The organism is Rhizobium sullae, assembly GCF_025200715.1.
Classification (GTDB): Bacteria; Pseudomonadota; Alphaproteobacteria; order Rhizobiales; family Rhizobiaceae; genus Rhizobium; species Rhizobium sullae.
In genome coordinates, this window is the sequence record NZ_CP104144.1 from 203,668 (window position 1) to 223,974 (window position 20,307).

23 protein-coding genes are annotated in these 20,307 nt (G+C 57.9%); 11 read left to right on the forward strand and 12 right to left on the reverse strand.

Annotated elements, in window-relative coordinates; genetic code table 11:
• Positions 1-39 precede the first annotated feature (39 nt).
• Both N2599_RS21530 and N2599_RS21535 read left to right on the forward strand, forming a co-directional pair.
• Positions 40-708: a TRAP transporter small permease subunit gene (locus N2599_RS21530; protein ID WP_027511396.1), complete on the forward strand. Its 669-nt coding sequence runs from the start codon at positions 40-42 to the stop codon at positions 706-708.
• On the forward strand, positions 705-2,447 hold the full coding sequence (locus N2599_RS21535) for a TRAP transporter large permease (RefSeq protein ID WP_027511395.1): 1,743 nt from the start codon (positions 705-707) through the stop codon (positions 2,445-2,447). The genes N2599_RS21530 and N2599_RS21535 overlap by 4 nt, the downstream gene beginning before the upstream one ends.
• Before the next feature lie 61 nt (positions 2,448-2,508).
• Here the strand turns inward: N2599_RS21535 and N2599_RS21540 are convergent, their stop codons facing one another.
• Positions 2,509-2,868: an SPW repeat protein gene (locus N2599_RS21540; protein WP_027511394.1), complete on the reverse strand. Its 360-nt coding sequence runs from the start codon at positions 2,866-2,868 to the stop codon at positions 2,509-2,511.
• Between the two features lie 255 nt (positions 2,869-3,123).
• On the opposite strand from N2599_RS21540, the gene N2599_RS21545 reads away from it, so the two are divergent.
• Complete coding sequence (locus N2599_RS21545) at positions 3,124-3,408, forward strand: acylphosphatase (RefSeq protein ID WP_027511393.1); 285 nt, start codon at positions 3,124-3,126, stop codon at positions 3,406-3,408.
• A 143-nt stretch (positions 3,409-3,551) separates the two neighbouring features.
• On the opposite strand, the gene N2599_RS21550 is transcribed toward N2599_RS21545, so the two are convergent.
• On the reverse strand, positions 3,552-3,806 hold the full coding sequence (locus N2599_RS21550; protein ID WP_311319506.1) for a hypothetical protein: 255 nt from the start codon (positions 3,804-3,806) through the stop codon (positions 3,552-3,554).
• Positions 3,807-4,247: 441 nt separating this feature from the next.
• On the opposite strand from N2599_RS21550, the gene N2599_RS21555 reads away from it, so the two are divergent.
• The 6 genes from N2599_RS21555 (at position 4,248) to N2599_RS21580 (ending at position 9,052) form a co-directional block, all read left to right on the forward strand.
• A complete protein-coding gene (locus N2599_RS21555; protein ID WP_027511391.1) occupies positions 4,248-4,685 on the forward strand; it encodes a helix-turn-helix domain-containing protein in 438 nt (145 codons plus the stop codon).
• A 9-nt stretch (positions 4,686-4,694) separates the two neighbouring features.
• On the forward strand, positions 4,695-6,539 hold the full coding sequence (locus N2599_RS21560; RefSeq protein ID WP_027511390.1) for a peptide antibiotic resistance protein: 1,845 nt from the start codon (positions 4,695-4,697) through the stop codon (positions 6,537-6,539).
• Positions 6,540-6,563: 24 nt separating this feature from the next.
• On the forward strand, positions 6,564-6,788 hold the full coding sequence (locus N2599_RS21565) for a hypothetical protein (RefSeq protein WP_027511389.1): 225 nt from the start codon (positions 6,564-6,566) through the stop codon (positions 6,786-6,788).
• A gap of 48 nt (positions 6,789-6,836) precedes the next feature.
• The gene (locus N2599_RS21570; RefSeq protein WP_027511388.1) at positions 6,837-7,994 is read left to right on the forward strand and encodes a YcaO-like family protein; all 1,158 of its coding nucleotides are present in this window, start codon (positions 6,837-6,839) and stop codon (positions 7,992-7,994) included.
• The gene (locus tag N2599_RS21575; RefSeq protein ID WP_027511387.1) at positions 7,991-8,689 is read left to right on the forward strand and encodes a TfuA-like protein; all 699 of its coding nucleotides are present in this window, start codon (positions 7,991-7,993) and stop codon (positions 8,687-8,689) included. Before N2599_RS21570 ends, N2599_RS21575 begins: the two co-directional genes overlap by 4 nt.
• Before the next feature lie 105 nt (positions 8,690-8,794).
• On the forward strand, positions 8,795-9,052 hold the full coding sequence (locus N2599_RS21580; protein ID WP_027511386.1) for a hypothetical protein: 258 nt from the start codon (positions 8,795-8,797) through the stop codon (positions 9,050-9,052).
• A gap of 1,157 nt (positions 9,053-10,209) precedes the next feature.
• Here the strand turns inward: N2599_RS21580 and N2599_RS21585 are convergent.
• The 8 genes from N2599_RS21585 to N2599_RS21620 all read right to left on the reverse strand — a co-directional run bounded on the left by N2599_RS21585 (position 10,210) and on the right by N2599_RS21620 (position 17,045).
• Positions 10,210-10,656, reverse strand: coding sequence for a GNAT family N-acetyltransferase (locus tag N2599_RS21585; protein ID WP_027511384.1), 447 nt, complete (start codon positions 10,654-10,656; stop codon positions 10,210-10,212).
• Between the two features lie 327 nt (positions 10,657-10,983).
• Positions 10,984-11,850 (reverse strand): PfkB family carbohydrate kinase, encoded by an 867-nt coding sequence (locus tag N2599_RS21590; protein ID WP_244914700.1) that lies wholly within the window; start codon positions 11,848-11,850, stop codon positions 10,984-10,986.
• Between the two features lie 114 nt (positions 11,851-11,964).
• The gene (locus N2599_RS21595) at positions 11,965-12,786 is read right to left on the reverse strand and encodes a carbohydrate ABC transporter permease (RefSeq protein ID WP_027511382.1); all 822 of its coding nucleotides are present in this window, start codon (positions 12,784-12,786) and stop codon (positions 11,965-11,967) included.
• Positions 12,786-13,721: a carbohydrate ABC transporter permease gene (locus N2599_RS21600; RefSeq protein WP_027511381.1), complete on the reverse strand. Its 936-nt coding sequence runs from the start codon at positions 13,719-13,721 to the stop codon at positions 12,786-12,788. The genes N2599_RS21595 and N2599_RS21600 overlap by 1 nt, the downstream gene beginning before the upstream one ends.
• The gene (locus tag N2599_RS21605) at positions 13,721-15,052 is read right to left on the reverse strand and encodes an ABC transporter substrate-binding protein (protein ID WP_027511380.1); all 1,332 of its coding nucleotides are present in this window, start codon (positions 15,050-15,052) and stop codon (positions 13,721-13,723) included. The genes N2599_RS21600 and N2599_RS21605 overlap by 1 nt, the downstream gene beginning before the upstream one ends.
• 54 nt (positions 15,053-15,106) lie before the next feature.
• Complete coding sequence (locus N2599_RS21610) at positions 15,107-15,766, reverse strand: GntR family transcriptional regulator (protein ID WP_037142638.1); 660 nt, start codon at positions 15,764-15,766, stop codon at positions 15,107-15,109.
• A 23-nt stretch (positions 15,767-15,789) separates the two neighbouring features.
• Positions 15,790-16,671: a dihydrodipicolinate synthase family protein gene (locus N2599_RS21615; protein ID WP_027511378.1), complete on the reverse strand. Its 882-nt coding sequence runs from the start codon at positions 16,669-16,671 to the stop codon at positions 15,790-15,792.
• Positions 16,672-16,811: 140 nt separating this feature from the next.
• Positions 16,812-17,045 carry a DUF1127 domain-containing protein gene (locus N2599_RS21620; RefSeq protein WP_037142634.1) on the reverse strand — a complete coding sequence of 78 codons (234 nt, stop codon included), beginning with the start codon at positions 17,043-17,045 and terminating at the stop codon, positions 16,812-16,814.
• Positions 17,046-17,136: 91 nt separating this feature from the next.
• Here N2599_RS21620 and N2599_RS21625 point away from each other — a divergent pair, with 91 nt between their 5' ends.
• Complete coding sequence (locus N2599_RS21625) at positions 17,137-18,015, forward strand: LysR family transcriptional regulator (RefSeq protein WP_027511376.1); 879 nt, start codon at positions 17,137-17,139, stop codon at positions 18,013-18,015.
• A gap of 317 nt (positions 18,016-18,332) precedes the next feature.
• Entirely contained in the window at positions 18,333-19,094 is a 762-nt protein-coding gene (locus tag N2599_RS21630; RefSeq protein WP_037142628.1) for a phosphotransferase family protein, read from the forward strand.
• Positions 19,095-19,155: 61 nt separating this feature from the next.
• Here the strand turns inward: N2599_RS21630 and N2599_RS21635 are convergent, their stop codons facing one another.
• Complete coding sequence (locus N2599_RS21635) at positions 19,156-19,278, reverse strand: helix-turn-helix domain-containing protein (RefSeq protein ID WP_245209271.1); 123 nt, start codon at positions 19,276-19,278, stop codon at positions 19,156-19,158.
• A 248-nt stretch (positions 19,279-19,526) separates the two neighbouring features.
• Positions 19,527-20,141, reverse strand: coding sequence for a class I SAM-dependent methyltransferase (locus tag N2599_RS21640; RefSeq protein ID WP_027511374.1), 615 nt, complete (start codon positions 20,139-20,141; stop codon positions 19,527-19,529).
• Positions 20,142-20,307: the final 166 nt, after the last annotated feature.

Here is a 20,307-nt window from a genome sequence, read left to right on the forward strand (position 1 = left end):
TGATGCTTGCGGTGAAGATAGGCGCTTCCGGAGGCACGCGTGAACGTTCAACATTTTCTGCTCAGGGTGGATGCCATCAGCGTGTGGGTTGGAAAGGCTTCGGCCTGGCTCATCATCGGCCTGATGATGCTCGTTTGCGTCGAGGTCTTCAAGCGCTACATCATGAACATGCCGACGGCGTGGATCTTCGACGCCAGCAACATGTTCTACGGCACGCTCTTCATGCTCGCTGGAGCCTATGCGCTGGCACAGAATGCCCATGTGCGCGGCGATTTTCTCTACAGCTCGCTAAAGCCCCGGACCCAGGCTGCACTCGATCTCGTCCTGTACATCGTCTTCTTCCTGCCGGGCGTCGCCGCTCTCGTTTATGCGGGTTATGACTACGCCGCACTTTCCTGGCGGATCGGCGAGCATTCGACCGTGACGGCGGAAGGGCCGCCGATCTATTACTTCAAGACCGTCATTCCGGTGGCCGGTGCGCTCGTCATGCTGCAAGGTCTTGCCGAGATCGCGCGCTGCATCGTCTGCCTGAGGACCGGAGCATGGCCGGCCCGGCTCAAGGATGTAGAGGAAATCGATGTTGTTGCCGAGCAGCTTGCGCAGAGCGAACACGTAGATGCGGAGACGCGCCAGGCGGCGATCGAGCGCGCCCAGAACATCGACCGCGCGGCGCGGCAACGGGGGCTTGGGGGAGACAGCGAGACATGAGCGATCCGTTCCTCGGAATGACGATGCTGATGCTCATCGTGATCGTCATCATGATGGGGTTCCCGACGGCTTTCACGCTGATGGGCCTCGGAATGCTCTTCGGCTTCTACGCCTTCTATAATCCGGCCGAGCACTGGATCGACAATCGCGTCTTCGACCTGATGGTTCAGCGCACATACGGCGCAATGACCAACGACGTGCTGATCTCCATCCCGCTCTTCGTACTCATGGGCTATGTGATGGAGCGGGGAGCGCTGGTCGACAAAATGTTCTACAGCATCCAGCTTTCGTTCCGGCGGGTGCCGGCGTCGCTTGCCGTGGCGACACTGATCGTTTGCACCTTCTGGGGGATTGCGAGCGGCCTCGTCGGCGCCGTTGTCGTGCTGATGGGGGTGATCGCCATGAACCCGATGCTGCGGGCAGGCTACGACGTGAAACTCGCGTCCGGCGTCATCACCGCTGGCGGCACACTGGGCATTCTCATCCCGCCCTCGGTGATGATCATCGTCTATGCGGCGGTCGCGGGGCAATCCGTGGTCAAGCTCTATGCCGCCGCGATGTTTCCCGGCTTCTTCCTCGCGTTCCTCTATCTGGCCTATATTCTAGGCTGGGCGACGATCAACCCGAAGATCGCGCCGTCCCTGCCCGAGGAGCAGACACGGGTTCCGGTTGCAGGCTGGATGCGCAGTCTTCAGGCGGCCTACTCGCAAAACATGCTGGTCGGACTTCTGCGCGCATTGGTGTCGCCGTCGAAGGCGATGACGATGGAGACGGATGAGGGACGGCTTACTTACTGGAAGCTCCTCAAGAACTTCGGCGCAGCGCTCGTGCCCTTTTCCTTGACAGCATTCATGTTGCTCCTGGTGTGGTGGTACGTCGTCATCTATCAGCAGGCGTCCTCTGAGGCGGAGGCCCCGGAAGGGCTGGAGCAACTCGGCGCGCCTACTGCGGATGCGGGGCAGGCGGTGGCCAATGGCCCGACGACGAGCTTTTACGTGTCGTTCGCGCTCGTCGCCGCAATCGCTGCAGCGGTACTTGTCCGCTACTATCGCAACATGGGTGCTGAGAGGCTTCAGGTCGTGAAACTTCTGGTTTCCTCCGTCATGCCGCTTGCGATTCTCACCGTCGTCGTGCTCGCCGTCATTCTGTTCGGGATCACGACTGCGACGGAGTCCGCCGCAGTCGGTGCGGCTGGCGCCTTCCTGCTGGCGCTCCAGGCGCGAACGCTCAACTGGAAGCGCACCAAGGAAGCGGTGTTCCTGACTGCGAAGACGACGGCGATGGTGTGCTGGCTCTTTGTCGGCTCGGCGCTCTTCTCCGCCGTTTTCGCCATTCTCGGCGGTCAAGCGCTGATCGAAGAATGGGTGCTGGCGCTTAGTCTGACGCCGGTGCAGTTCATGATCCTGTCTCAGGCAATCATCTTCATTCTCGGCTGGCCGCTTGAATGGACGGAGATCATCATCATCTTCGTGCCGATCTTTCTGCCGATGCTGCGGCATTTCGATATCGACCCGATCCTTTGGGGCGTCCTCGTCTTCGTCAATCTGCAAGCAGCGTTCCTGTCGCCGCCGGTGGCGATGTCGGCTTATTATCTCAAGGGGGTCTCACCGCCGCACGTCACCCTCAACCAGATCTTTGCGGGGATGATGCCCTACATGCTGATCGTTATCCTCTGCATGATCATCATGTATATTTGGCCGGGCATGATCCTCTGGCTTCCGAACTATCTGTACGGCTAAAACAATTGGCCCGCCGCTCGGCAGCAGCGGGCTTTTGCAATATCAGGCTCCGCGTCTGCGCTTAAGCGTGAGCTTGGGGATGGTGAACATCCCAGACTGCCCATAGCGATACGGCGGCGATGAGCACTCCCATAACGACGGCCGTCCACATCGCGCTCGCATTGGCCGCAAAACCGAGCAGCCAGGGAGACACGACCATCCAGAGGCCGATCACCAGATTTGCCCATTCCTCCCATTCAGCGAATACCGAAAGCGCTGCGACCGTCAGCGCGCCGAGGATAACTGCGGCGATCCATGCGTTCCAGCTCGGCATGGTTTCAGCTGAAAAGCCGATGACCCACGGCGAGATGAACAAGCATACCGCCAGGACCAGATTCGCCCAATCCTGACTCTTCTTTCCTTCCATCCAAGTGTTTGCCATGACAACCTCCACTATGAGGCTCCACCAGCCCCATCTCGCGTGAACCTCACGCTTAAGTATATAAGTAATTTCTCAAATACTTAGTTCAAGAGGTCGCGCGGAAGACGCTCCAGCCATGAGTCAGAATTACAGCCACATAAACAGATCGTTTCAAAACGAACGGGATTGCGTCGCTGGCAGGTTTTGCAGCGCAGGCGAACTTGCATTTTCTTTCACGCATTTCAGATTCAAAAAGAGGTATTGACGGAGGTGGTCATGACGGATGATCGCAAGGCAACACTCGTGCACATATCGGGAAGGGTGCAGGGCGTTAGCTTCCGCATCTGGACGAAGGCCCAGGCACAGGGGCTCGGCCTGACCGGTTGGGTGCGCAACGAGTACGACGGCACTGTGACCGCTTTGATCTCCGGGCCGGATGCGGCGATCGGAGAGATGTTAAGGCAGTTTTGGAACGGCCCGATCGGCGCGTCGGTTTCCAGCGTCATGACAGAGCCGGCTTCTCCGGACGAGGCGCCATCGGACTTCCGGATTACACACTGACGCTGGGCTGGCTCCGGACGGGCACGTTGCCATCGCCGGATGTTGATGCCGGTTCACCCAGACTGCCGTTATCGCGTGGCGCACCTCCTGCGCCACGCCGATGGATAGCATACTGAGCCAGATGCCGGCGGGTCCGGAACCGGCTAGTGCTTTGCCGAATGCTGCTTGGCAATCGTGAGAATATAGTCATCAGCGATATCGGCGATCGCCATGGCGATCTCCGCTGGTGTAAACTCAACCAGCCTCTCGCTGAAAATGATCTGGTGAACGGCTTCTTCGATCTTCTGCCGGCAGGCAAAAAGACGATCGGCATGATTGACCTGTATAAAAGGTAACTCCATGGCACTCATAGCTCCGATCTTTTGGCGGCAGTCATTGCACGCCTTGTAGCTGGACATTAACGATACAGTGCTTGCTATGTGTCGACGCATCGGTTGGCGATGACGAAACCGTCAATAACTTCATCCAATTGCCTCGACTGAGCAGCAGGATAAGCTGACGCAACGGCTGGTCGCGCGTCGGCCGTTGGCCGCAACGCTCCAAACATTGACGCTGGAAACATAGTTGCAAAAGCCGAGTTCGTGCGTGAAATCGGCGTGACACAATCTTAAATAGCATGCAGTATTGTTGCGCGTAGAAATAAAGCCATCCTGAGACCTGCCGCGCGCAATTATCTCGGCAGCCCGATATCGGGACTGAAACAGGCAACACTTGCAGCAAAAAACATAACAAAGATCTGTGAAGGAAAAGCAAGAATATCGTGCAAAATAAATTCGCCTTTAGTTGCATTTTCCCCGAAATGCACCATGATGCACTTAACATGCGCCATGAGGGGCACCATGAAGGCCAAATCACCAAATGCCATTGATGTATATGTGGGTGGCCGCGTCCGGCTCCGGCGCAAGGTTCTTGGCTTGAGCCAAGGTAGTTTAGCGGAAGCCTTGGGTATTACGTTTCAGCAGATACAAAAATACGAGAAAGGCGCGAACCGAATAGGTGCCAGCAGACTCCAGCGGATAGCGGAGATTCTTTGTGTCCCCGTCGGTTTCTTTTTCGAGAACGATGCGGCCGTCTCAGCCGATATCGACGCAAGGCGTGAGACGAATGAGGTCGCGCTGTTCATAACGTCGAAGGAAGGTCTGGCGCTCAGCAAGGCATTCCTTGCGATCGAGGACGCTAACATCCGTCAAAAATTGCTTGCCCTTACCAGAAGCCTTGGCTCTACAAGCGTGGTCGAGAACGATGGCGACGGTTCCAATCAGGTAGAAACCACGTGAGGATAGTCTGTGCTGTATCTGCAGACATTTGGTGATCTGCGACTGACCGACGCGAACGGCAATTCTATTCGATACCCGGCCAAGGGCCTGGTGATGGTCGCCTATTTGTTCACCCGAAAGACCCGCGAGCTAAGCCGTCACGAGGTGGCGGAGTTTCTGTGGACCGAAGCAGAAACTGAGCTGTCGGGGCTTAATCTGCGCAAGCTGATTTCACGCATTCGCCAGATAGACGAGAGCACGAACGAGCCGCTACTTCATATCGCGGCCAGTTCGATCCGGCTCCGCACGGAGGCCGTTGCCGTCGATCTCCAGGCTCTCGATAGCGCCAAGCCTCCGTTGGAACAATTGAGGGCGATCAGCGGGCTGCTTCAGCGGGATTTTATGGGAAGCGTAAAGCCTGCAACCAGATCGATCGACAGCTGGATTACGGGAGAGCGCCGGAACCATCGATTGAAGCTACGGGAAGCGCTCTTCGGCGCCTTGCCGCATGCGCAAAGCAACGACGACTTCCGGGCGATATCCGGCGCCGGCCTTTATCTCCTTGAGAAGGACCCGGACGATGAAGAAATCAGGGAAATGCTTCGCCGGCTACCTGGAGCCAGTTTGGCTGACGGGGACAGGAGTGAAAGGGTAAGCGGGCCAAAGATCCACGCTCTGCCATTGAGCGAGCAAGACAAGCTTGTTCGCTTGGAGCCTGGCAAATCTTCGCCTTCGGTCCTTCCTCGAGTTGTGCTGCTTCCGCCAATCCCCCAGGGGCATGTCGCCGGGCTCGCCATTGCCAACGCCTTGATCGAAGACGTCACCATCGAGCTTTGCGCGCTTCGCAATATCTCTATCGTCGCACCGCACACGGCCGAGCAGATTCGCCGCGATTCCGACAAAGCCCAGGTCGTTGCCCGGCATTCGATCTCCTATCTCCTTGAAACGCGGCTTTCGGTTGAAGGCCTTTATGCCCAGCTTATCTATTTTCCCACCGACGAGGTCATCTGGGCAACGCGCTTTACGATGACATCGGATGCCTTGCCGACGCAAAGGCGGCTCATCGCGCAGCGGCTGACCTCTTCGCTGGTGCAAGAGCTGGCGAAGAACGAGCAGGCCAGATTGAACATTGAGGCCGATCCGCAGGCATACCATTCCTATCTCGTCGGCGCGAGCTTGGTGGGCAAGCTGACGTTGCCTCATATCCGCAGGGCACGCACGGCGTTCAAGGAGGCCCTTCGGCACAATCCCAACTTCTCGCCCGCATTTGCTGCTCTTGCCCGCACTTATACGAGTGAGTGGCTCGTGACCGCGCAGGGGAACGAGGAACTGCTGCGTCTGGCGGAAACGAATGCGGTCAAGGCCATAGAGGGGGATTCGGAATTCGCCGGCGGACATCGAGAATTGGGGGTCGCCAAGCTTTATCTCGGTGACGTTGACCACAGCGTTTCCGCCCTCAGCTTGGCGGAGGAATTGAGCCCCCATTTTGCCGACGTCATATACAGCCACGCTGACACGCTCGTGCACGCGTCGCGTCCTGATGAGGCATTGTCGAAAATAACGAGAGCGATCTCGCTCAATCCTATATCGCCCGATGCCTACTTTTGGTGCGCAGCGGGAGCGAGTTACTTCCTTGAGCAATATGAAGACGCAATCGGTTATGTGGAGCTGATGAAGGACAAAGCGCCGGCTCACCGGATTGCTGCGGCAAGCTGTGCGATGATGGGTGACCGAAAGCGAGCGCAGTTTTACCGACAGCGTGCAGCAATGCTGAATCCTGTGTTTGACGTGGAGAAATGGCTCTCTGTCGTTCCTTTCAAGGAACAGTGGCAGAAGGACCTTTATCGTGAAGGCCTTTTGAAAGCTGGATTTTAGAAATAAACCTAAGGAGAAAAATTCATGGAAATAACTGAAAAAGCTGTCGTTTTTGCTGTTACGGGAGAAGCGGATCTCTGGATTGCCGATCTCGACAACGGCACGGTAAAGCGGCTCGGCGCGCCGACCGGCGAATTGGCGCAAGTTGCCGATCTGCGGAAGAATGGCGGAACCTTCGTCAAAAAGGTGGATTTTGCCATCGCCGTTTCGTCGGCGGCGGCAGTCTTTTCCGGTCACGTCGACGGTTGAGATGCTGCCCTGACAGCTTTTCAAGCCGTTTCACATTCCGATCGGGCCATCTCGCCGTCGGAGACGCTCACTCGCGTCGAGCCGTTTCTGGCTGATTTCGGCATTACCCGTGTCGCACGTCACACGGGTCTCGATCGCATCGGAATACCGGTCTGGTGTGCCTATACGCCCAATGCGCGCTCGATCGTCGTCGCTCAAGGCAAGGGCCTGAGCGACGACGATGCGAAGGTGTCGGCCGTCATGGAGGGCTTGGAACGGGCCATTGCCGGCAATCCTTCCGTCGATACTGTCCAAACAAGCGCGCGTCGCCTTCAGGAATCCGGCTACAGATTCGAGAAGCTGAACTGCCTCATCGGTCTCCACCAGAACGATATCGGCGACGACGAAGAGATTGAGTGGGCGCTTGGCAGGGAACTCCTGTCAGGGACGGAGATCTATGTCCCTTTCGAGGCCGCGGTCCTCGACCGGACACGCGATTGCCGCTTCTGGATGTCTTCCGATGGCTTGGCGTCCGGAAACACGCTCAAGGAGGCAATGCTACATGGCATTCTCGAGCGCATCGAACGGGACGCCCATGTCCTTTGGCAGGTAGGCAATGACAGAGACCGCTATTTGCGCTGCATCGATCCACGCGGTTTCCAGGATCCTGCGCTGGATCAGTTGATCGAAAAGATCGAAACGGCCGGGCTGGTACTTCGGCTTTTTGACATGACGAGCGATATCGCCATTCCATGTTTCACCGCAATTTTGGGGCCCCATGGTGTCCGTGACGACGCAAATGTCCGGTTTGTCGAAGTGACCGCCGGAAGCGGGGCTCACCCATCGCCCGTTCGGGCAGCCATACGGGCTCTAACAGAAGCGGCTCAATCCCGATTGACCTATATCAGCGGTGCACGGGACGACATATCGCCCGAGACGTTTCTTAAACCTCTCCCATTGCAGACGCGCCGTGCCTTCCAGGCTGTTCCGGCGACGCCGGCAACGATCGCGCCAACGCAGCCGCAATCTCTGTCTCAACATCTCGACCACACGCTGAATGCCTTGCGGGAAAGGCAGATAGATAACGTCATTGTCTTGGCGCTCAGCGACCCTGCGCTTCCCTTCAGCGTCGCGAAAATCTTCATCCCCGCGCTTGAAAATCCGGACGGTGGCGGCCGCGCACGCCGCTTTGGAAACCGGGCAGTTTCAAAGGCAATCATGTCATGAAGATCGTCTTCGTCGGTCCGAGCCTTCCAGACGCCGCATCCTTCGCTGGAGATGGGGTCCTCATCTACCCCCCGGCAGTTCAGGGCGATGTTCTTGCGGCCGTGCGTCGTGGTGCCGGCGTCATTGGAATAATTGATGGCGGCTTCGAGTATACGGCGCCGGTATGGCATAAGGAGATACTTTCAGCGCTTTCACAGAACGTGGCCGTGCTGGGTGCGGCCAGTATGGGAGCACTGCGCGCTGCGGAATGCCAAGTCTTTGGAATGATTGGCAGCGGCCGTATCTTCCATGAATACGAAAGCGGCGCGACTGTCGACGATGCGGATGTCGCTCTGCTGCACGGCCCCATGGAATACGGATACAAGCCTTTGACCGTGCCGCTCGTCAATGTCAGGGCAACCCTCGATAAACTTGAAAACCAGAAGCAGCTTGCACACGATCTGCGGGTAAGACTCGAGGACAGCGCAGCTCGAATCTTCTTCAAGGAGCGGACATGGCAATCGCTAGTCGCCCATTGTGATGCAGTCAGCCCGCAGGAGCGGCGGGATCTCATTTCACTGCTTGTCTCAAATGCTGTCGATCAAAAACGAATGGACGCTCTGGCTCTTCTCGAAGCCGTTCGCGCGACGAGCAACGCCGATATGCATCGAGAGAATTCCTGGCAGATGAACGAGACATTTGTTTCGCTAGTTTAAGAGGAACACAGCATCAAATCAATTCAGGCACTAGTTGTGTCACGCGCTTTTCACGGGCTCTTTGCAGCTGTCCCCAATATGTTCGCCTTGGAATGGGAGACCGAGATGAGCATCACCTCTGCAAGCAAACCTGCCGGCTTTAGCCACAGCGCAAGATCCGTTGATGAATTGGATGAGCTTATCGGGATCGCCCGAATGATCACGTACGCAAAATCCGCGGCACAAGATATCGAGCTCGTCAGTGCGACGCATTGGCTCGAGCTTGCACTGAAGGCAATCGCTCACGAGATCGGGGATGCTGCGGACACAGGATTGCTCGATCTGACACTGTCCACGGACGCTATAAATCTGCGAAAGCATTAAAGCTGACCTCCTTATAGATCGGCAAGAATTCGCTTGCTGGATGACAAAGTCTTCCGATCGGAAATGATTTTACGTGCTGAGCCGGCGGCCTGGCCGCTGCGACAATTTTCATCATCCGGCGTCACCGCCGGGGCGAGATAGGCTTCTCCTCTGCCGCTTCGTGCGGCGAAGATGGGTTGCGATGGAAGAAGCGTCCGAAACGGGCGATTATGTCATGAAGCCGGCGGGAGTTCGCCGGACTTGGTGGGTCGAGCGAGGCATTGAATGCCACCGGCCGCATCTGGTCCTGAAGGTCCTCAGATACCACACTACATCTTTGGGAGTAGTTGTCTCAATTCAAACGATCCCCATATGCTCCTTCGACCTTATACGTTGGGGGCATATGACCAGAAAACGGTAAGGTTAGGGCTCTCACCTTGTTGGCAGCCGGGGAGAGCTCTCACTTGCCTCAATTGCAACCGGGCGCCTAGGGCATGAGGCAGTCCCACCGGGCTTGACTAAGTGCTTCTTGGCCGTCGTATCGGCGGCCCCTGTTTTCTCTAGAGTCGATGCCTGCGTGCAGACGGATCGGGTCTGTCGCCGATCTTGTATCGTTCGAATGGCTTAGTGACTTCGACCTTACCCTACTCATAGGTGTTCCTTTCCATTGCCTCGGTATTCGATGATACTCGCGCCGAGCAGATCGCCGGGGTAATGAATGGACGAGTTCGGGCCTGTTACCGTCAAAAACGTCCCCTATTCGGATTTGGAGACGCTATCCAGGTCCGTGAAGAAGTACGGTGGCATTTTCATACTCAAGGCGCCAAGCGGCGGCCCGGGAACGCCTGCGGTGGATGCTCACTGCTGGTTCCCGTCACTGGAAGACTGCATCCAATTCAAGCTTCAATGGATAAATCCCGATGATGACTAATAATGCGCGGGGCTTTCCTTGGGCAAATGCCGCCGAAGCGCGCCCTTCGGAACATGGTTATTCCGCACGACAGGCGCAATTTGCCATTGAGCTCTCGCAAAGGCTGTTTTTCTTGCGGCTCGAGCGCCGGCCTTCCTCGGTTTCAGACGGCCGATCTTCAGGTACTTTCTTGAACACCTCCGGGCTCGAACACCTAGCTGCCCTAGAGCACTTGCCCTGCTACCTGTCGGTTGCATCATCATTGCAGTTAGCCAGGCCGTTTGAGATAAACGCGAAGCCTCCTCGACGGCTCATATCCATTGCCCGTGTAGTAATTCGCGATGCGGCCGCTCTGCTGGGATACAAGCCAGATCTGCAGATAACCCATATTCCTGGCTTCGATTTCGAGGCGGCTCAGCAGGCTCGACCCAATTCCTTTTCTCTGATGGTTGGGTAATACGGCTATCTCAGCAAGATGCAGGCCGCGGCCGATCACTGATGTGTGGGGAAGGGCAAAGGCAAAGCCGATAGGCTCCTCGGCCTCGAATGCTGCCAAGCCAAGGCAGCCGGGCGTTGTTGCGAGTTCATTCAGACGCGAGGCCGCGTTCTCGAGCGACCATTCTTCATGCCAAGGAGGCTCGGCGTAAGCCTGCACGATAATCACCGCACTGCGGGCTGCCTCGACAGGGGTTATTCTTCTGAATTCGATTGGCATTCACACCTGCTAATAAAATCCTTGCTTTGTTCGACCGGCCTCTGCTCCAAGCACCTCGGCTCCAACAGAATCTTATTTCCGCGGCGTCGCCCAAACCGGGCGAGGACACCTGCATCGGCGGGCCTATTTTCGTTGGACTTGCTCCACGGCACCGCGGAAGCAACTAAGCACGGGCTGGAGCAAAGATGTCGTGACTTTATCGTGACACGCGTTTTGCGTGAATCGGCGGCGGCCAGAAGCGTAAGGATGTGTGAGAAGATTGGAACGCGGTCGTCGCATAGCGGCTGGATCAGATGAGGTGTCCCTCAAGGAATCCTTGAAGCGAAATCACAGCCGGGAAATCCGCGGCGTCCATTGTGCGAGGCAATCGGCAAGCCGTTCCCTGCCAGGGGCGCCGATGCGCCCGCCGAATACCTGGCATTTAAGAGCCGCCGCCGCCGAAGAGATGCATATGGCGTCCTCGACCTGCAATTGCTGTGCAACTGCAAGTGCAAACGCGCCATGGAAGACATCGCCGGCTGCGAGCGTGTCGACTGTTTTGGTAGGCATTGCCGTCATATGCATGACGCAGCCACCGTGATCGTCGTGCCAATAGGCCCCGTTCGCGCCGGCCGTGACGCCGACAAACGTCGCTGGGAAGCGCTGCTTGAGCACCGCAACGGCGGCAGCGCAATCTTCCGTCCTTGCCAGCCGGCTTGCTGCGGGCTCGGAAAAAATGATGTGGCTTGCTGCCGGTGCCAGGAACTCGATAATCCCGTCGGCAGCAACGTCGCCATCCAGGATCGCCGGCCTGCCGAGGCTTCGCGCCGTCTCAAGCACCTTGAGAGCAAGTTCCGGCCACCGAACGTCGACGAGAACAGCGTCAAAGGCGGCGATGTCTGCTGACGAAACGTGTTTGACGGATCGGTGCAGTTCGACATCGTAAAAGGGGACAATAAGACGCTCACCACTGTCGTCGACAAGAATGGTCGAAACTGCAGATCTTGCGCCTTGCACTGTATGCATTCCGCTTGTGTCGATGCCGGCGGCAGAGAGATCGCCGATGATGCGCCTGCCCGTTTCGTCATCACCGACGGCACCCCAGAGGCTTGCTTTCCCACCAAGCCTGCTCACAGCGTAAGCTGCACTCGAGGCCATCCCTTCGGCGATCTGCAGCATCTCATATGGCAGGACCTTGCCTTGTCCCGTCGGCATTTCGCGAACGCGGAACAAAGTATCCAGGACGGCCGCCCCAACGCACAGCACGTGACGCTGTCGGTCGGTTGTCTTTAGAAATCTATCTGTCGTCAAAACCGCGTTGCCCACCACTCAGCTGCCCTTGACGGCACCGGCCGTCAGGCCTGCAACGATCTGCTTTTGGGCAAACATCGTCAGCACGAGCACCGGCAGCGTAACGATCAATGCTGCTGCAGCAAGCGGTCCCCAACTGACCTGCTCGAAGGAGAGCATGTTGTAGACTGCCACCGGCAGCGTGCGGGTTTCACGGCTGGCAAGTACGATGCCGAATACGAAATTGTTCCACGAGAAGATGACAGACAGAATGAAGGCGACGACGATGCCGGGCCTGGCGATCGGCAGAGCGACCAGGCGAAACACCTGCCATGGCGTTGCTCCGTCGATGCTTGCCGCCTCTTCGAGCTCCATCGGCGTCGTTTCGAAATAGCCAATCATGATCCAGACGACGACTGGCACGGTCACCACCAGATGAATGATGATCTGCGGCCAGAGTGTGCCGAGCAGATTGAGCCATTGGAACAGCAAGAAGAGAGGGATCAGAAAGGAAAGCCCCGGTGTCATCCGCGCGATCATAATGACCATTGCTGAACGCTCTGCCTTGAGCCGGGCGATACCATATCCCGCCGGCACGCCAATCAAAAGCGCCAGCAATGTTGCCGCCCCGGTCACGAGGATGGAATTCCAGAAATACAGGAAGAAATTGTTTTCCTCGAAGACCTTGATGTAGTTCGACCAGGCAAAGCGCTCGGGAATGAAGATCGGCGGGTAAGCGCCATTGTCGATCTCGTATTTCAGGGATAGCGAGATCATCCATAGGAAAAAGAGGATGACGGGCGAAACCATCACCAGGGCGGCAAAGAGAAGACCGATGCGGTCGAGCGTCTTGCGCTTCATCAGCGTGCCTCCGTATCCGACCAGTTCGCTCGCGCGCGCACCATCATCAGAACGAAGGAGAGCGCGACGATGACGACAAAGAAGACGACGGCCATCGCCGATCCGTAGCCGATGTCGTAGTAGGAAAAGGCGGTATTGTAGAGATAGATGTTGATTGTCTCCGACGCCGTTCCCGGTCCGCCCTGCGTCATCGCATAGATGATGTCGAAGCTTTTCACCGCATCGATGCTGCGGATAATGACGCCGATCATAAGGAAGGGCGCAATCATGGGCAAAGTGAGATAACGGAACTTCTGCCAGGCATTGGCTCCGTCGATTTCCGCACTTTCATAAGGCTCCCGCGGCAAGGCGGCGAGGCCGCCAAGCACGATCAGCATGATCAGCGGCGTCCACTGCCAGGTCTCCACCAGAACGAGCGACGGAATGACGCTTTTCTGGTTGTAGATCCATTCTTGAGGCCCAATTCCGATCAATGAGAGAAGATAGTTGAGGACGCCGAGCTGCGGATGAAACATCATTGTCCAGACGAGCGCGATGGCGACTGGGGTCGCCATCATCGGCATGACGAATATGCCACGCAGCAGCCCGCGCAGCGGGAAATGCGCGTCGAAGATAAGGGCGGCGAGCGTTCCCAGAAACAGGGGTCCGATCACCGCAAGTGCCGTATAGAGAACGGTATGCCAGAGAGATTCCCAGAAGCGCATGTCGACCGCCAGACGCAGATAATTGTCCCAGCCTGAAAAGACCTGAGCCTGGCCAAGCGTCCAGCTGTTCACGCTCATCCACAGGGTGAAGACCCATGGGAAGACGATCACTGCCGCGATCACGATCAAGGCGGGAACGACGAAGGGCCAGTAGTTCGGAGCAAGCCGGCTAGGCTTGCTCCGTGCACTGGTTGGATTCGCTTTCGCGCCTTCAATGCTTACCGAAGACATCATCCCTCGCTTCGAGCAAGCACGGGCTCGAACTGAGCCGTCGCGGACTTGAGTTCTGCGGCCGGATCTGCCCCGCCGATCATGTTCGTCAGGCCGACACCATAGATGTCCCGGAACTCGGTGACCGGGATGATGACCGGCAGGGCGAGCTGCGAAATCTTGCCGGAGCCGACAACTGCGTCGACCCATGTGCTCGGCATGGTGACGCCTTCGCGGACCTTGGCATCTTCAAGGATGGACTGACGGAACGGAACGCCAGCACCGGCCTGAAGGAGCCGGGCGCCCATGTCATGGGAAATCACCCATTGGCAGAAGAGGTAGGCGGCCTCCTTGTTCTTGCTCGCAGCCGTTACGCCGATGCCGTCGCCAAACGTGGCGGCTGCCTGTGCCTTCGGGCCCTTCGGCATGATCCCGTAGCCGACCTTGCCGACGACGCGGGATTTATCCGGATTCTCGATTGGCGGTGCAAAGCCGACGCCATCGAGCCACATGCCGATCTTGCCCTGCAGGAATGCCGATTGCGCTTCGGCCCAGTTAAACCCGGAAACACCGACGGGGGCTGCTTTTGTCATCAGGCGCTGGTAGAGCGCTGCGGCCTCGACGGCTTCATCGGATGTGGTGCGCAGTTTGCCGTCCGGACCGAGGGGCGTCATGCCGTAACCGAGCATGAGGGCCGTCCAGACCGGGACGTTTGCGTTTTTCAGGCCGCGGGCAACGAAACCATAAGTGCTGCTCGACGCATCGGTCAGCGCCTCGGCGGCGTTTGCCATCTCGTCAAATGTCGTCGGGTAGGAAAGCCCTTTCTTCTCGAAGAGCTCTTTGTTCCAGTAGACAATCCAGTAGTCGACGGAGAAGGGCAGGGAGCGCAGGACCCCGTCGGCACCCTTGGCGAACTGCAGCCCGGCTTCGGCGAAATCGCCTTCGGTCAGAGACGAATCGGTCAGCGACGGATCCTTGAGAAAGCCGCTTATATCGGCAAGCCAACCGCCCTTTTCGAACTGCCGCTTCTGAACATGGTAGCTTAAATGAACGACGTCGAAACTCGGTTTACCCGAACTGAGTTCGATCGTTGTCTTCTGGCGCTGCTGCTGTTCCGGCGTCGCCTCGGCATTGACCTTTATACCGGTCAGTTCCTCGAACTCGGCGAGATATTTGATGATGATCTCGCTGCGCGGGCTCTTGACGAGATTGACTTCCAGCGTCGTGCCGGAAAAGCGCTTCCAATCGACCGCCGCCGATGCCGGCCGCATGCCGATAAGACCTGCGGCGCCGATGGCAGCAGAACCTGCCAGAAAGCGCCGGCGAGTTGGATTCCAAAATGCAGATGACATGCCACTCCTCCTTTTTTGCCAGAGATCTCCTCATCGCCGGCTTGCTTGCTTTACCTATAATCTGAGAGCGCGGTCCCTCGCGTGGTTGATGTGCGCAACGAGCGCGCTGACTGCGTCTTCCGCAGAACGCCGCTCGATGGCTTCCAGAACTTTCAGGTGCTCACCCATGACCGGTCCGACGCGGCCATCGATGCGAAAACGCTCCTGGCTGATGAGGCGCATCTTGATCGAATTCACCCGGTAGACATTCGAAATGATGGTGTTGCCGAGCGCATCGATGAAGGCGTCGTGCATTCCCCAGTCCACGGCCTGGGCGTGGAGCTCCAGTTCATGCGAATTATTGCCGCTGTTGATCGCTTCGGCGATATCCCGATGCCGCTTGAGAAGGCTGGCGATCGTCTCGTCCGAGGCCGAGCGCGTGAAGAGTGCGACCGCTTCCTTTTCCAGGAAGACGCGAAGCTGAAAGGCTTCCCGGATCAGGTTGAGGTCGATATGGGCAATCTGCAGGCCACGCTGCGGCACGGTCTTGATCAGGCCCTCGGCTTCGAGCCTTGGAATGAGTTCACGGATTGCCCCGAGCGTCAGCCCCGTCAATTCAACGAGACGGCGCTGAGAGACAAACTGTCCGGGGCGGACGTCGCGGGCCAGAAGGTGCCGGGTAAAGCTCTCGTAGGCCTTTTCCCGCAACGTCGGCTGTTCGTCCAGTCCATCCATGCGTCCCCCCTCGTACATCGTCGCTAAGCTGCCTTTGTGCGAAACAGGGCGTCAAAGGCAAGCGCAAGCTGATTGCGTCCTTCGCCGGATATTGAAACGAGTGGAGGACGAACCGCAAGCCACATTTCATCATCAGTCAGGCGCGCGACCATTGCCTTTACGGCGGGGGTTACGGGATATTTCAGGAGCTCGACCACAAAATCTTCCACGCGGGGATCATCTTGTCCCTCCTCGGCCATCCGCCTGATCTCAGGCGCAACAAAATTCGCCATGCCGGAGATCGCACCCTGGCCGCCCAGGCGCGTGCCTTTTGCCAGATGGCGCTCGTCACCGATCAGAATGATAAGATCACGATGTGCCGCGAGCAGCTTTTCGGTATAGGGCCAATCGCCCGACGAATCCTTGACGCCTGTCACAATACCGGGAAAGGCCTGACGCAGGCGGCTGATCAGCGCGACGCTAAGCGGCACCATCGTGACGGAGGGGATATTATAGATGATGATGTCGCGGGCCTGGTCTCCGAGAATGCTGAATACGGCCGAAAACCAACGGGAAATGCCTTCGTCGCTGACATTCTTGAAATAGCAGGGTGGAGCCAGGAGAATGTTGCGCACGCCTTTGGACAAGGCATGAGAAGCTTGGGCCGCTGCGTCCTCGGCGGCAGCAACCAGGACGCCGACGACGATTTGAGAGGGCTGGATGCCGGCCTCAATGAAGGCCGCGAGCACGCTTTGGCGCTCGTCGCTGCCGATCGACGATCCTTCGCCCGTCGTCCCGAACAGCGTGACGCTGGAGCAGCCCGCAGCGAGGCTACGCCTCGCCTGCGCGATCATCGCATCCACTGCAATATTAGCCGCACCATCGAAAGGTGTCGCCAGCGCGACCGATAATCCAAAACGCCCCACGAAGCTGCATCCTTAGCCTGACCATTCAGTGACATTTAACTAACATGTCAGTTGTGGCGCGGCAAGCGAATTCCTCAACGCAGAACAGCTTTACCAAGCCTTCTGGTACTTCGCGGTCAGCAAGCGCATCACGCGCGGGGCTATTCCCAGAACCAGGATTTCGACGCTTCTGCCCGTGCCTCCTCCGGCGAGACGCCGATGTCGTTCAATTGCTCGGCTGTTAGATCGAGAAGGTCGCGCCGCGTCCTGCGCTTCTCGAAATAGCGGATTATGGTCGTCTGCCATGCGTAAAGACAGCGATGCGCGACCATCTTGGTTGCTATGGGCGGGCTCCTGGCATCTGCCTGTTTCCCCAGGCTGTTCTCGGCTCTCATGTGGTTGCTCCTGACAATGGCCGAGCTTTGCGCTGGAATAGCCGCTAAAGGAAGCTTATGCTTCTGATGCAATGCATAAGGAATTCTTTGTATGCCGCTCAATCTGGAGCATCTCGCATCGTTCATTGACGTTGTCGATCTCGGAAGTTTCACGGCTGCTGCAGAGAAGGCAGGTCTTACGCAGCCGGCGGTGAGCCTTCAGATCAAGCTCCTTGAGCAACGGCTGGGCGTGAAGCTGATCGAGCGCGTCGGACGGCGCGCACGGCCGACGGCGGCTGGAAGCGGTTTGATTGCCTATGCTCGCCGGATGATGGATGAGTCGCGGGCGGCTGAAGAAGCAATGATGCCGCACCGTGACGGCACCTCAGGCCGGATACGTATCGGGAGCGGAGGCACGGCATCCATCCATCTGCTGCCGAAGGCGATCACGGCTGTAAAGAAGCGGATGCCGGGTCTCGATATCACCGTCCGCATTGGCAACACCGACGACATTTTGCGCGACCTCGAAGCGAACCTGCTCGATCTTGCGGTTGTAACGTTACCCGCTTCCGGTCGTGCTTTCGAGGTCGAGCCGTTTTATCGGGATGAACTGCTCGCCGTTGCTCCAAAGGGGAGCGAATTGCCTGATGGCGGTCCAGATGCCGCGTTCCTGGGGGAGAAGACACTGCTTCTTTACGAAGGCGGCAACACGCGCCGCGCGACGGACGGCTGGATGGCAGCAGCAGGGCACAAGGCACGGCCAGCCATGGAATTCGGAAGCGTGGAAGCGATCAAGGAACTGGTCGCCGCCGGCCTTGGATGGTCGATCCTTCCAGGGCTCGCCCTGAAACGCGATCGCACGGATCGGATCATCACGTCACCTCTAAACCCCAGGCTCGAACGCGAGCTCGGAATGGTTCTGCGTCGGGACAAGCACCTGACGCGCGGCCTCCGGGAGATGATGAAGTGCCTCCTGGACTCCAAGGCATAGTTGAGCAAGCTTCGCAGCTGATACCACCGAGGCTGCGGACTGGGGCGCATCGTTCCGCGCGATATCTCGCGATCGGGCCGAAAGCTACAGGGCTGGTCGTGCTCCATTCGAGGATGCGGCTTCCCGCGATTGAGTAAGCTTCAAATCAATTCATTGTTCAGGAGTTTCATGGTGCGGATTGGAGGGTATAGTCAAAACCCTTATGAGAGTAGAGCAAGTGAAACGCTCAAGCCGCTCGCCGGCCGCAGCAGATCCTATAAGATCTGAAAACGCAGCAAATGGGCGTCGACGAAATGTAAGGTGGATTGGCCAGACAAATGTCCATTGTTCCTCATGAATACGGCCCGCTTATTGGTGCAGGCAAAGAGGCGGAAGTCTATGGGGCCGGAGACTTGGTTCTTAAATTGTACAGGCAGTCTGCTTCCAAAGCGTCTGCATTCCGTGAAGCAGCGGCATTGTCCATAATCGAGGGGTTGGACCTGCCGGCCCCAAAAGTCCAAGGGGTTTGTCAGTTGCACGGCCGTTGGGGTCTCGTGATGACCCGGGCAGAGGGCCAGACATTTGGTGAGACCATAATGTTGCGGCCAGAAGAGTTGGCCAACCGCCTTCACATGTTGGCAAAATTGCAGGCGCAAATCCATGTGCGCAGCGGCAAGGGGCTATCAGGCCTGAAAGCCCGTCTGCGATCAGACATCGAAGGCGGCATGAAACTACCAGGCACGACAAAAAGATCTCTCTTGAACCGGCTTGAAAGGTTGCCGGACGGTGACCGGCTTTGCCATGGAGATTTCCATCCCTGGAACGTACTTGGATCAGTTGACGGAACCATGGTCATTGACTGGTTGGATGCCAGCCGCGGAGAACCCGCAGCCGACGTCTGCAGGACCTATGTCCTTTTGCATCATAAGTTTCCCATGATCGCGGAGGCCTATTTGGAGGTGTACACCGAAGTCAGCGAGTTGGAGAAGCAGGCCGTTCTGGCATGGTTGCCCCTCGTTGCCGCCGCGCGCCTCGCCGAAGGTGTCCCGGACGAAGTGGAAAGCCTCCTGGAATTGGTTGAAGCCGCCGAAGCAAACTAACTTTTTTCAGAACCAAGCAGCTTAATCATCGAAATGCGCCATCGCGCATCAGTGGGCGCCGCTATCCACCACGGTTGGTCCGGAGTACGCTTCGTGGCGCAACGCCAAACCGTCTTTTGAACGCCGTGGAGAAGTTGGCCGGACTGTTGTAGCCGGCAAGCGCACTGGCTTCCTGGATATTCATGGCACCGGTCGTCAAGGCGGCATGAGCGTTGTCCAGACGGCAGTCGGTGATGAGACCGCACTGCCGCAATCGCAAGAATGCTTGAACACCTCTGCCCGCACGCGCGTGGAAGAGCCATTATCGAGGTGGCCAACAGGGATGAGATCGATCATCCCGTCGCGATGCGAAGCTGCCATCGAGATCGAGTGGCTCTGTCCCAGCGAAATCCCTCAAAACTGTCCGACGCAGTTGTACCAAAAGGGTGTTCATCACTTCGGCCGCGCACTGCCCTCGTACATGTACGTCATGGGCTTCGGACCGGGCATGTAACCGGTCTGCAGCCGATCGAGGCGAAAGCCGCCCGCCTCGATCATCGCGCGGATCGGACGGTTGAGGTGGCAGCCACCGCTAATGCGCCGCCAGGCCGGCGTCAGCCAGTTTTGCCATCGGCGCACGCTCTCGTCGGGCGCGAGGCCATGTTCGACGAAGAGCAGTCGGCCGCTCGGACGGAGCACACGCCGCATCTCGGAGAGTGCCGCACCAGCCTTCGGGATCGTGCACAGGGTCCAAGTCGTCACGACAGTGTCAACGCTCTGGTCTTCGAGCGGTATCTCCTCTGCGGAAGCCGCAAGGAAACGGACTGGGAGTTCACGTCGGTATGGCGCCTCGCGGGCCATGTCGATGAGCTGGGCGGCCGGATCGAGGGCCAGGATTTCGTGTACGCCATATCCATAAAAGGGCAGGTTCATGCCCGATCCAACGCCGATCTCGAGAATGCAGCCCTGCGCGCCGCCGATCACACGTTCGCGATAAGGTACCAGGCGTTTGTTGCGCATCGAAAGATGGCATAGCCTCGGCAGGATCACATCATTGTAGAAGCTCATCGCAAACCTCCCCGGCCGTCGTGATGCCTTGCTCTTCCGTTCCCGGCGCGCGACAGTCCTCAGACATCGGCATCCGCCGACCTTGCAAGGGAATGCGCGCGGATCAGGATCTTGTCGAATCCACCTGCACCCGCCGGTGACGGCCGCAGCGGAGGCGCGTGCGTCG